At 68.3% G+C, this 12,877-nt stretch carries 6 protein-coding genes; 1 reads left to right on the top strand and 5 read right to left on the bottom strand.

Annotated features, from left to right (window positions below):
* Positions 1-20: 20 nt before the first annotated feature.
* From ispG to dxr, 3 genes are read right to left on the bottom strand one after another with little or no spacing between them, the layout of a single operon-like run.
* Positions 21-1,193, bottom strand: a complete 1,173-nt coding sequence (gene ispG, locus ACN26Z_RS08835; RefSeq protein ID WP_281566475.1) for a flavodoxin-dependent (E)-4-hydroxy-3-methylbut-2-enyl-diphosphate synthase — start codon at positions 1,191-1,193, stop codon at positions 21-23.
* Between the two features lie 9 nt (positions 1,194-1,202).
* Complete coding sequence (locus ACN26Z_RS08830) at positions 1,203-2,453, bottom strand: M50 family metallopeptidase (protein WP_421460620.1); 1,251 nt, start codon at positions 2,451-2,453, stop codon at positions 1,203-1,205.
* Complete coding sequence (gene dxr, locus ACN26Z_RS08825) at positions 2,453-3,664, bottom strand: 1-deoxy-D-xylulose-5-phosphate reductoisomerase (RefSeq protein WP_282239665.1); 1,212 nt, start codon at positions 3,662-3,664, stop codon at positions 2,453-2,455. The genes ACN26Z_RS08830 and dxr overlap by 1 nt, the downstream gene beginning before the upstream one ends.
* Before the next feature lie 493 nt (positions 3,665-4,157).
* Here dxr and ACN26Z_RS08820 point away from each other — a divergent pair, with 493 nt between their 5' ends.
* A complete protein-coding gene (locus ACN26Z_RS08820) occupies positions 4,158-4,397 on the top strand; it encodes a hypothetical protein (protein ID WP_421460617.1) in 240 nt (79 codons plus the stop codon).
* 370 nt (positions 4,398-4,767) lie between these two features.
* Here the strand turns inward: ACN26Z_RS08820 and ACN26Z_RS08815 are convergent, their stop codons facing one another.
* Together ACN26Z_RS08815 and ACN26Z_RS08810 are read right to left on the bottom strand one after the other, a co-directional pair.
* Positions 4,768-5,055, bottom strand: coding sequence for a contact-dependent growth inhibition system immunity protein (locus tag ACN26Z_RS08815; RefSeq protein WP_421460615.1), 288 nt, complete (start codon positions 5,053-5,055; stop codon positions 4,768-4,770).
* 3 nt (positions 5,056-5,058) lie between these two features.
* On the bottom strand, positions 5,059-12,834 hold the full coding sequence (locus ACN26Z_RS08810) for a ricin-type beta-trefoil lectin domain protein (RefSeq protein ID WP_421460612.1): 7,776 nt from the start codon (positions 12,832-12,834) through the stop codon (positions 5,059-5,061).
* Positions 12,835-12,877 lie beyond the last annotated feature (43 nt).

The raw sequence follows: 12,877 nt of genomic DNA, 5'->3' as shown, positions 1-12,877 counted from the left end.
CCCTCGTGCTGGTCGCGTCGTCAGTGCACGGTGACGGTGGCACCGGGAATCAGGTCGCGCAGTTCCTCGGGCAGCTCGGCGCCCATCTCGTCGGCCAGCCGCAGCGCCTCCTCGATGAGGGTCTCCACGATCTGCCCCTCGGGCACCGTCTTGATGACCTGGCCCTTGACGAAGATCTGCCCCTTGCCATTGCCGGAGGCCACCCCGAGGTCTGCCTCGCGGGCCTCACCTGGACCGTTCACCACGCAGCCCATCACGGCGACCCGCAGCGGCACCGGCAGCCCCTCCAGGCCGGCGGTGACCTCCTCGGCGAGCTTGTAGACGTCCACCTGGGCCCGTCCACAGGACGGGCAGGAGACGATCTCCAGGCCACGCTCGCGCAGCCCGAGTGACTCCAGGATCTGGTTGCCGACCTTGATCTCCTCGACCGGCGGCGCGGACAGCGACACCCGGATGGTGTCGCCGATCCCCTCGGCCAGCAGCGCACCGAAGGCGACCGCAGACTTGATGGTGCCCTGGAACGCCGGCCCGGCCTCGGTCACGCCGAGGTGCAGCGGGTAGTCGCACTGCTCGGCGAGCTGCCGGTACGCCCGGATCATCACCACCGGGTCGTTGTGCTTCACCGAGATCTTGATGTCCCGGAAGCCGTGCTCCTCGAAGAGCGAGCACTCCCACAGCGCCGACTCGACGAGTGCCTCCGCCGTCGCCCGGCCGTACTTGGCCAGCAGCCGCTTGTCCAGCGAGCCGGCGTTGACCCCGATCCGGATCGGCGTACCGGCGGCGGAGGCCGCTGCCGCGATCTCCTTGACCTTGTCGTCGAACTGGCGGATGTTGCCCGGGTTGACCCGGACCGCCGCGCACCCGGCGTCGATCGCAGCGAAGACGTACTTCGGCTGGAAGTGGATGTCCGCGATCACCGGGATCTGCGACTTCTTGGCGATCGCCGGCAGCGCCTCCACGTCGTCCTGGCTGGGCACCGCGACCCGCACGATCTGGCACCCGGACGCCGTCAGCTCCGCGATCTGCTGCAACGTGGCGTTGACGTCAGCGGTCAACGTGGTGGTCATCGACTGGACGGACACCGGCGCGCCACCGCCGACCGGCACGGACCCGACCATGATCTGGCGGCTGGCCCGGCGGGGCGCGAGCGGCGGCGGCGGTACGGGCGGCATACCGAGACTGACAGCGGTCACTTCAGGCACTCACTTTGGGAAGAGGGTGATCGGGTTGACCACGTCCGCGGTGATGGTGAGCAGGGTGAACACCCCACCGATCAGAATCACCACGTACGTGAAGGGCATCAGCTTGAAGTAGTCCACCCGGCCCGGGTCGGGCCGGCGCAGCCGCGCGTACAGCCAGGAGCGGGCTCGTTCGAACCAGGCGATGGCGATGTGCCCGCCGTCCAGCGGCAGCAGCGGCAGCAGGTTGAACACCCCGATGAAGAAGTTCAGCGAGATGAACAGCATGATGAAGATTTCCCAGGCGTTGTTGGCGACCGCCTCGCCGCCGAGGACGCTGGCGCCGACCACGCTGATCGGGGTGTCGATGTCCCGCTCGCCGCCGGTGATTGCGGTCCAGAGCGCGGGGATCTTTTCCGGCAGCCGCTGCAACGCCTGCGCGGTGGCCACCGCCATGTCGCCGATGAAGGTGCTTGTCGCGCCGACCGCCTCGACCGGCCCGTAGCTGACCAGGCCGGGGGTGCTGATGACCAGGCCGATGCCGAGGGCGGAGACGTCGCCGACCGGCCCGTCCGGGTTGTCGATCGGCGGGCGCTTGGTGGTGGCCAGCACCGTCTCGACGGTGCCGGGCTGGCCGTCGCGTTCGTACCCGATCTTGGCGGTGCTGCCGGGGCTGGTGGCCCGCAGCGTGGTGAGCAGGTCGCCGTAGTTGGCGATCGGGGTGCCGTTGATCGAGGTGATCCGGTCGCCGTCCTGAAGCCCGGCCGCAGCGGCGGGGCTCGGCGCGTCACCGGTCTCGCAGGCCCGGTACGTGGTGTCCGGCAGGACGCAGTCCTGGAGGGCGATCACCGCCGGCTCGCTGCGGATCTGCTCCTCGGTGCTGGGAAAGTTCGGGTTGGGCAGGCCGAAGGTCATCGCGGCCAGCCAGGCCGCGAAGATCGCCAACCCGAAGTGGGTGACCGACCCGGCGGACATCACGATGGTGCGCTTCCACACCGGGTAGCGCCACATGGCGCGCTTCTCGTCACCGGGTTCGACGTCGTCGTCCTGTGGCGTCATGCCGACGATCTTGCAGAAGCCGCCGAGTGGGATGCCCTTGATCCCGTACTCGGTCTCGCCACGCTTGAACGACCAGAGGGTGGGGCCGAAGCCGACGAAGTAGCGGGTGACCTTCATGCCGAAGGCCTTGGCGGTGAGCATGTGCCCGGCCTCGTGCAGGCTCACCGAGATGAGAATGCCGAGGGCGAACAGCACCACCCCGAACGCGAACGACATCAAGCTCCTTCCACCGCAGCAGCGATGATCTCCTGCGCGTGTGCGCGCGCCCACGACTCGGCTTCGAGTACGTCCTCGACGGTACCCGGTTCGCCGAAATCGGGAGCCTCCTCCAACACGCGCTGCAACGTGTCGACGATGCCGAGGAACGGCAGCCGCCCGGCGACGAACGCCGCGACGCACTCCTCGTTCGCCGCGTTGTAGATCGCCGGCCGGCACCGACCGGCCTCCCCGGCCGCCTTGGCCAGCGCCACCGCCGGGAACGCCTCATCGTCGAGCGGCGTGAACTCCCAGGTGTGCCCCGTGGTCCAGTCGACGGCGGCGGCGGCCTCCGGCACCCGGTCCGGCCAGCCGAGGCCCAGGGCGATCGGCAGCCGCATGTCCGGCGGGCTGGCCTGCGCCAACGTCGACCCATCGACGAACTCGACCATCGAGTGGATCACCGACTGGGGGTGCACCATCACGGTGATGTCGGCGTACGGCACGTCGAACAGCTCGTGCGCCTCGATCACCTCAAGCGCCTTGTTGACCATGGTCGCCGAGTTGATCGTGACGACCGGTCCCATGTTCCAGGTCGGGTGGGCGAGCGCCTGCTCCGGCGTGACAGCCGTCAACTCGTCGCGCCGCCTACCCCGGAACGGCCCACCACTGGCGGTCACCACCAGCCGGCGTACCTCACCCCGGGTGCCGCCGCGCAGGCACTGCGCCAGCGCCGAGTGCTCCGAATCCACTGGGACGATCTGCTCCGGCCGCGTCACCGCGCCCTTGACCAGCGAGCCGCCGGCCACCAGCGACTCCTTGTTGGCAAGCGCGAGCGTACGCCCGGCGCGCAGCGCCGCCAGCGTCGGCGCCAACCCGAGCGACCCCACCACCCCGTTGAGTACGACGTCACACGGCCACTGCGCCAGCTCGGTCATCGCCTCCGGCCCGGCCACGATCTTGGGCAGCTTGAACTCCCCGCTCGCCCAGCCCCGCCGACTCGCCTCGGCGTAGAACGCCAGCTGAAGATCCTGCGCGGCGGACGCCTTGGCCACCCCGACCACGTCGACACCGAGTTCGAGCGCCTGGGCGGCGAGCAGCCCGATGTTGCCGCCACCGGCACCCAGCGCCACCACCCGGAACCGCTCCGGGTTGCGCCGCACGATGTCGATGGCCTGCGTACCGATCGACCCGGTACAACCCAGCAGCACAAGATCACGGGGGGACGTCACGCGCCCATTCTTCCCCACCGCCGTTGAGCGCAGGGAAGGGCACCTTGTCGACGCCTCCGGTGGATAACTGCACGTCAGTGGCGGAGTACGCACGGTACCAATCACTTCCGACGCCGTGATCTCTCCTCGCAACACCGCCGTCCGGATCGTCACGGCCCGGAGGCCGCCGCCCGGCGAGCGCACACCGCGCAATTCGCGAACGACCACCCTCAACCACACACGCGCCGCCAGCCACCCCGCTGCACGCCGGCAGCGCGTCGAAACTTAGGGCTCGCCAGCCAATCTTGGACAGTTTCCGTTAATTGCGAACGGAAACTGTCCAAGATTTCGTCGGATACGTCGAGCGGGCGGCGGACAGGCCGTCGAGGCCGGTGAGCGCGAACTACGCGCCGCGTGGTCCTCGGCTATTGCCTGGCTGGGAACGCATCCGCCAGGCGCTGCGCCAATGGCAGTCCCGCCAGGCCGCCCACCGCCACCGCAGTCGCGGTTCGCGATGAGCGCATCCCGATGGGTCATCCACCTACCCACGACCCTGACCAGTTTCGACGAGGCGACCGCGCTCGCCGTAGCCCTCCGCGACTCCCTCGGCCACCTGACGGTCATCGACTTCGGCGAAACCACCCTCAGCGAAGAAGACCACCAGTCCCGCCGTACCCGAGTCTGGTGCGACACCCCACTCGACGGCCCGGGCGCTGCCCGCATCGAAATGATCACCAGGGTCCTTGCATCGTGACTTGATCGACTCGGTACAGCATTCTCAAGCTGTTCCCAGCGTCGGGGGTTGTCTGGGCAGTTACTCATTCGAGGCTCTGCCGCAACTCCTGCTGGATCCTCTCCACCTCAGCCACGGCTCCAGCACCGATTCGCCGTCCCAAATCGGCATTATCACGCCGCACCATCCGCTCATCCGCCGCCAGCGAGGACCCGGTCGGTGAGTCGCGCCCGTAGGGCTGGTCGGCAGGAATGATTGTTACGATGCTGAAGCGTAGGTCCACTTCAAATACGAGCACCTACCCAAGTGCTGTGGAAACGTTGCGGCGACCTTGGCGCCACAACGACCGACCATCATTGCCGCCAATCGACAGATAAGTTCACCTTCACCCTTATTCGTGGAGGATAGCGCGCATTCGCTCCAGCCATTGAGTGTACCGAACTCCGTGGAATTGAGGATCATACGACGCGCCGCCCTGCACCATCCATAGATCCCGAACTACCTCTTCAGCACTCTGGGAAGCCAGCAACAGGTCGACTTCTCGGCGCAGTAGCTCGACTGTATCCGGATCCTCCCTACGCCGGAACTCGGCCACGACCCCTTCTGGCGTATCCGCAACTAGGTCGAAGTCTTGGTGGAAGTACGACCGCGCCAAGTATGTGAAAACTTCGAAGGACATCTTTCACCTCAACACCGGGTAGGACGTTTCTACGTGAAACCCCTCTGGTCGGGCTGGATTCTTGACCAACCATGTCTCGACCCCTGTAGGTTGCACAAACGCTCCCGACGAAGCATCGTAGAGCCGGCCAACGTGGGGATTTCCAGTCGTATCCATAGTCAACACGGTCTTAAACTTGTTGCCCGCCAGGAACGCCGCCACCTGTTCCGAATTTACCCTGATATTCGCTTCTGTGTAGTGAGTCGCCGCCTCGATATCATGGAAGGTGGACGCCCGAGGTATACCCCCTTGCGTACGAGCAACAAGCTCCTCGTCTGTCTTTCCGACATGCCGCTCGATTGTATGCCCACCTGCCGATTCCTGAGCTCTCAGACAAACGCTTACGTTGTGCGAGAGCACCGGCATGTCGCCTGCGAGCACATAATACGTGTGGACGTTGCCGACAGTCAGGTTATGGACGGTCGCTAGGGGAACGCTCCAACGATCAATGGCGGAGATCTGGACATACGTGCCGGTGCTGGTTCGCAGCCACTGCCCGAGTTGGAGATCGGTAGCGTCGATCCACTCGCCTAGCTCAGCCACCCAGAACGGGTGACCGTCAGTGGCCGTTACATCAGCGGTTTCCGTGCCCCGGTCGCCATCGGTATCGATAATAATCTTTACCAGTTTCTTGAAGCCAGTGCCGGTGATCGAAGCGGTCACCGTATCGATTTCGGTGCGATCGGTCTCGGGATCGGTGACCACGACCTCGTCGCCTGGTTCAATGTCCTCGATCGGCTTGGTCGAGCCGTCGGCCATGAGCACCTTAGTGCCGGGGACAAAGCTATTGCAGTCGCCGTCGGACGAACCGCCATCGTTGCCGCTGGAGCCGCCGTTGCTGCGGTTGGAGGCGCCTGAGGAGCCGCCCGGCTTCGAGTCGCCCTTGCCGCCGCCGTCGCCCTTACTGCCACCGCCGCCCTTGCCGCCGGCGCCGCCGGAGGCTGCCGACGAGCCCTTCGGGTTGGACTTTGCCTGGGCTTCCTTCTGCGGGCCGTTACCCGTCTTTTTGGCCGACTGGGTCGCCTTGTTGCTCGTCGAGTTGACCTTGTCGGCGGCCTTCTTCTTCGCTGCCTGGGCGGCCTTCTTGGCCCGTTCGATGGCGAGCTTCTTCGCCTGCAACGCGGCGGCCTCGGCAGCCCGCGCCGCCGCCAGCACCGCCTCGGCGGCCCGTTTCGCCGCCTGCCATGCCTGGATCGCGTTGATCGTACGGTTGACCGCCCGGATCACCGCCGGGATCTTGGCGACCTTGGTCCAGGGGATGGCGTTGAGGATGAGGCTGCCGCACGCCCACATGTCACCGCCGAAGCAGTTCAGGGCGTCGTTGATGCCGATGAACTCCTTGAGGATGTACCACGCCGAGTCGAGGATGACCGAGATCAGCGAGCGGCCCATGTTGGCCTGCGCCTGAGCGATCATCGCCGACGATAGACCTGCACCCGCCAGCGCCGCCGCCGTCTCCGACGCGGTCAACGCCACCGACAGGCCCGACGGGTCGGAGTGGGTGACCGGGTTGTTGTGGGCGTACGTGAAGCCGTTGTTCTGCACCGGGTCGGTCAGGTCCAGCACCGGGTCCGCGGAGAGGAACCGACCCACCTCCGGGTCGTACAGCCGGGCACCCAACGGCACGAAGCCGGAGGTGTCGTCGCGGACCGCACCGAGGAAGCCCCGGTTGGTCTGGATATTGGCCGGCGTGTCGGCGATCCGCTGGTTGCCGAACGGATCCTGCTTACGGATCCGGATCTGCATATCGTTGGCGAGGGCCACCTCGGCGGACGGGCTGCCCTGATGGTCGCTGGCGACGGCCACGAGGTTGGATCCGGTGCTGGTGCCGTAGGCGTACCGCGTCACCATCCCACCCGGCGTGGCGTAGCTGCGCTGGGTGTTGAGCAGCAGCCCGCCGCTCTGCACCGAGACCTGGGCCTCGCCGAGGTCGAGGGTGGCCTGCTGACCCTGGATCTTCAGCAGGCGGGTGCCGCCCGGCCCGTAGATGTGCCGCGTCTCGTCCTGCGCCTCCCACAACTGCTCGGAAGCACCACCGGCGCAGGCCGCGAGCACGACCGGCGTGGAGTCGGCGATGGCGGCGTCCTGCACCGCCAGGCACAGGCCGGAGGCGGGATGCTTCAACTGCCCCGTCGACAGCCGCTCCAGCTGCTGCGCCGCCGTGCCGTCACACCGTTGCAGGCGCAACGCCGACCCGGCGGTGGTGCCGGCCGGCTGGGCGCACCAGGAGTCGAAAATCGACAGGGTGCCCAGGTTCGCGTTGGTCTGCTCCGGTGCCGGGACGAAGGCCCACTTCTGCGCGATTGTCGCGTTGCACGTGTACAGCTGGATGGGTCGGTTCGGCTCGGCCAGGCTGGAACTCAGGTCGATGCACTTGCTCGCCAGACCCACGTACGCGGTGCGGCCCTTGGTGCCGGAGCCGGTGATCCGCTCGACCTGGCCGTCGTACGTCCAGGACAGCTCCTGCTGGTCCCCGTTGCGGGTGGAGGTGACCGACTTCGTCTCGCCGGTCAGCTCGTACAGCCGCTTCGCCTCGGAGATGATGGCCGCGCCCTGCGGCGTGGTGTAGGTCTTGGTGACGGCGTCGAGGGTGCGCGGCTGGTCGCCCTCCTCGGTGCCGTGGCCGTACCCGTAGGTGGTCTCGATCGGGCCGGTGGAGGTGCGGCCGGTCAGGTCGCGCTCGACCAGCTTGGTCCGGTTGCCGAGCAGGTCGTACTCGTACTCCTGCCAGTAGCCGGTGCCGTCGACCCCCGCCGCCGCGTTCGGGGCCGTCGCGGTGCCCGGACCGGCGCTGCACGATGCCTGGTCCTGGGACGTCCAGGCGTTGCGGAGCTGGCCGAGCGGGTCGTAGGTGAAGCACTGCCGTTCGGCGATGGTGGTGGCGTGTTCCCGGATCGAGGTGACGTTGCCGGCGTCGTCGTAGCCGTAGGAACGGTTCGAGACGAGGTGGTTGCCGGTGACCTCGCGGAACACCTGCTGCCGGGTGAGGGCGCCGCTGGCGTCGTCGTACGAGGCCATGGTCCACACCCGGTACGGGTGCGCGCCCAGCGTCGAACGCAGCACCTGCCCGTATGGCGAGTAGACCGTTTCCGAGCCGTACCAGTCCTTGCCGGACACCGACAGCGGCAGGCCGTCCTTGGTGTACCGGACCAGCAGCTTCTCGCTGGGTAGCGAGCCGACCGCCGGCAGCGTCGCCGACTCGGTCAGACCGGTGCCGGTGTACGTGTAGTCGTAGCGGTACTCCCGGTTCAGACCCCAGGTGGTGGCGATCGACTCGGGGAGCGTCAGCGTGGTCGAGGTCGGCTGGTAGTCCTCGGTGTAGCCGCCGACCGACTGGGTGTACGGCAGGCCGTCGGTGTACCGGGTCGACGTCGCCGGCAGACCCTTACCGCCGGCCACCGTGTCGTAGGTGTACTCGGCAAGCAGTTCACCGCCGCTGCCACCAAGCCGCTGCTGGGTTGGGCGGGACAGCTCGTCGTACCCGTTCCAGACCGTGATGCCACGGGCGTTGGTGGTGGTCAGCGGCCGGTCCCGGTGGTCGTACGTCATGGTGGTGGCGCCGGTGTCCGGGTCGGTGGTCCGGGTCAGCCGGCCGCGCTGGTCGTACGTCCAGGTCCACGGGACCGGGTTCGCCGAGTGGGTGGCCTCGGCGAGCTGCCCGCGCGCGTCGTACTCGTAGCGCATCGAGGTGAAGTCGGTGCGGGCGGCGTCGCGGAAGGTGTCGACCCGCGTGGTGCGGCCGAGACCGTCGGTGTGGAGGCGGTACGAGGCCGCGCCCGCCGGGTTGATCACTGTGGAGTGGTCGAGGCCGTAGCTGTACCTGGTGGCGCGGCTCGGGTACTCCGTGCCGTTGAGCAGCGGCAGTTCCTCGACCACCCGGCCGAGGCCGTCGTAGGTGTACCGGGTGGCGTTGGGCACCACCGTGTCCGACTCGGGCGTGAAGAGCCGGCCGATCGGCGAACCCTCGGCGAGGTAGGCGTTGTTGGTCTGCCAGACCTCGCCGGCCGAGTTGTAGAGCGTGTCGGTGATCAGCCGTCCGCCACCGGTCGCCTCCACCTGGGACTGCCGTTCCCGGCCGAGTCCGTCGTAGATGGTGACCGAGGTCTGGATCCGGTCCTCGTGGCCCCGGGCGAAGGTGGTGACGTACGGCGGCTTGCGGATGCTCTCGCCGGGGTTCTCCGGGTCGGGCACGATCGCCGGGAGGGCGTACTCGGCGCGGAAGTCGGGCACCAGCGCCGGCGACGGGGTACGCCCCGCGCCCCACGCCTCGACGAGGCGGCCGAGGGCGTCGTACTCCGCGTGGCTGACCTGGTTGTTCGGGTCGGTGGTCTTCAGGGTGACCGCGCGGCCCGGATCCAGTTCCCGGGTCTGCTTGTGCCCGAGGGAGTTCTCCTCGCTCACCGCGTACGCCTGACCGCTGGCCGGAGTGTAGGTGATCAGGGAGACCTTGTTGTCCGGGTCGGTGCGGGTCAGCACCCGGCCGATGGCGTCGAAGGTGGTGGTGCCGTCGTTCTGGAAGCCGGAGCCGTCCGCCTTCAGCGACCAGGTCTGGGTGGCCAGACCCCGGGTGTTGCTCGGCAGGGCGGCACCGTAGGCGGCGCCGTCGTAGCCGACCCGACCGGCAGAGGAGAGCGTCGTCAGGTCGTCGAAGTCCGCGGCGGCACACGTCGTCGGGCTGCTGCGGATCTGCCTGGTGAGGCCGATGAGGTTCTTGTCGGTGCGGTGCGCGTACTCGACGAACGTGCAGGACTCGTCACCGGATTTGCCGGTGTCACCGAGTGACTCGATCCGCTCCGGCAGGCCGTGGGTGCTCTCGTAGGTGGTCTTGGTTTCCACCGTGCGCAGCGTTCGGGTGTCGTCGCCGGTGCCGGAGGACCGGGACACCGCCTTCTGCCGCGTGTCGGTGACCCGCCACGCCTTCAACGGGTCGAGCCCGTCGTCCCGGTCACGGGAGGCGAGTTCAGTCGCCGTGGGGTAGGTGACGCTGCGGGTGAGCCAGTTGGCGTCCGGGTCGCTGGCCTTGGCGTACGTCAACTCCTCGGCGACCCGGCCGGCGAACGCCTCCCGGTCCTTGGCGATTTCCTCGCCGGTGCCCACGTTGTCCTTCACGGACACGCTGTCGCCCATGCCCCGGAAGTAGCGGGTGACCGACTTGGTCTGCTCGCTGCCCAGTTCCGCGACGGGTGGCCCGGTGAGCACGGTGACCTGCTCGAAGCCGGCGAACTGCGAGTAGGTGCGGCGGGACTTCTTGCTGAACTCCGGCTCGGCGAGCCGCCAGCCGGCGTTGTCGTACGCGTACGTGGTGAGGGTGGAGGAGGCGGCGCCGTCGATGGCGGGCAGTTCCTCGACGGACTCCACCACGTACTTGTGGAACCAGTCGATGACGTCGTCCTTGGCCGGATCCGGGTGCCAGAAGTTGGGGAAGCAGAGCCGGGTGTTGGCCTTCAGCTCGGCGGTGTCGTCCTTGCCGGGCAGGCCGGAGCCGGTGGCGCAGGCGCCGGTGGGCTCCTTGTAGGTGACGACGGTCTCGCCGCCGTACTCGTTGATCACCCGCGCGATGCGCAGCCGGGAGAAGCTGGGGCGGTTGTCGTTGCGCACCCGGTTGGGCATGTCCTCCGGGTTGTGGGCGAAGCGCACCGGGTTGAGCGCGACCTTGTCGCCGTCGACGCCGTACCCGGTCCGCTGGATCGACTCCAGCCACAGCGCGGTGTTGGGGCCGGTCAGCAGGGTCGGGAAGGACTGGGTGAGCTGGTACTCGTCGACCTTCTGCAAGCTCGTGGAGCCGCTGCGCCGCTGCGCCCAGGTAGTGATCTTGTCGAGGCGCTTGCGGGTGAAGAACGACGGTGAGGCGTTCCAGCACTTCCGGCCCGAGATGCAGTTCAGGTCGGCCGGGGTGTCGTACCAGATGCGGTAGTCGTGCGGGATCTGGCTGTTGAAGTTCGACTCGGAGCAGGTCTGGGAGCCCTCGGCGAAGCAGCGCTCCGCCACGTCGAAGCTGACCCGGGCCAGCGGTGCGGCGCCGTAGACGTTGTTGCTGCGCTGCCCGTAGTCGATGCGGGTCAGGTAGCCGCCACGGTCGTACTTCACCGGGGACTTGAAGTTGAAGTTCCGCGCGTAGCGGTTCTCCTCCTTGGCCCACCACAGGCTCATCACGTTGCCGTGGATGTCCTCGACGTAGTCCAGCGACCACCGCCACGCCTGGGTGCAGGCCGAGTCGGCCCAGTCGCCGGCCTGGTAGCAGTCCTCACCGGCGTGGTTGCCGTAGACCGGTGCGGTAAGCACCGAGTTGGTGACCGGCTGGCCGCTGGTCCAGCCGGGCAGGCGGTGCCGGCCGAAGTGGTAGCGGGTGCCGTCCCTGGTGGTGACCACCCAGTACTCACCGTCGGCGTCACCGTTGTCCAGGCCGGTGTCCTTGAGCAGCTGCACCTTTGACCCGTCGCCGTTGGCGGTGGTCCAGGTCCCGGTGCTGTCGTCCCGGACCAGCTCGGTGGTCATTCCGCCGAGGGAGAGGGTGGCGTTCTTCGACCCCCAGCAGAGGTCCGCGGTCCGGTGCTCGCTGTTGTTCGAGCCGGGCTTCTTGGAGTCCTGCCGGCAGTTGACGTAGGTGCGGGTGATCGCGCCGGCCGCGTAGTCCCAGCCGTCGCCGATCCAGGAAGCCTGGTTGTTGGTGGCCGAGGTGCGCCCGTCCACCGACTGCGACGAGTACGACAGCGCCACCTTCGGCATCAGGCCACCGGCCGTCTCGGGCACCTGCACCTGGTACGAGTAGGTGAACGCGCCCGAGGAGGAACCCGCCGCCCAGGAGCCGGAGAACAACAGCGGGGTGGCGGTGAAGTCGCCGGCAGCCGACGCGCCGGTGTCGAGTACCCCGACGACGTTGGCGTCCGCCGCGCTGGACTGGGCCCCGAACGCGGACCGGCCGGCGACCGAGCTGTCGGTCCCGACCAGCGACCCGACCGGCACGCTGCCGGTGACGATCCGGCGGTCGCCGGCCCCCTCGTCGACGCCCGCGATCGCGGCGCTGCGGGCCGACGCCCCGGCGACCGGGAGGATCTCCACCTCGCTGGAGACGACCTGGCCGGTGACACCGGCCGGTTCGGTGGACTGGACGCCCGCGCCACCGTCGGCGCAGTCGCCGCCGTCCGGGTCGTCGAAGACGCAGTCCGGCAGCAGGACGACGCCGAACCGGTCGGCGGCCTGTGGTCCGTAGAAGTCGGCGAAGGGCGTGTAATCGACGCTGAGGGCGACCTCGGCCGTGGGGTCCGCGGTGGCCGGCGGAGTGATCTTCATGATCAGGCCGGCGACCCCCACGTCGTGCGACGCCTCGGGGGCGGCCAGATCCACCGCCCAGGTGCCGGCGAGGGCGGCAGGGTCACCGCCTTCCGGTACGCCGAGGGCGACCGGCAGGTCGTCGACCGGCAACGCCTCACCGGCGGCGACCCCGGTCAGGTCCACCGTGCCGCTGTCCTCGTCCCAGGCGTCCACTGCGGACGGCTCGTACGGGTCGAGCGGCTCCGGCTCGTCGGTGAGCAGGTCGGTCACGGCCTGCTCATTGGGCGCGATCTGCTCCACCTCCGGAATCTCCGGAAGGTCGATCGCGCCACGGCTCATGCCCGGGCCCGGAACCGCGAAAGCCGGGGCGGGCAGGGCCGTGACCGTCATGGTCATGGACAGCGCCAGGATGAACGCCGTACGGGCGGGACGCCCCCGCCGCCGGGCCAGCAAACCGGTACCAGGCATGCGCGTCGACTCCCACCCAGGCGCGAAGACGAAAAGGAGGTTC

The organism is Verrucosispora sp. WMMD703 (genome assembly GCF_049178935.1).
In the GTDB taxonomy this organism is placed as follows: domain Bacteria; phylum Actinomycetota; class Actinomycetes; order Mycobacteriales; family Micromonosporaceae; genus Micromonospora; species Micromonospora sediminimaris.
The sequence above is the reverse complement of the archived record's forward strand: the minus strand, read 5'-3'. Positions and strand labels throughout refer to the sequence as shown.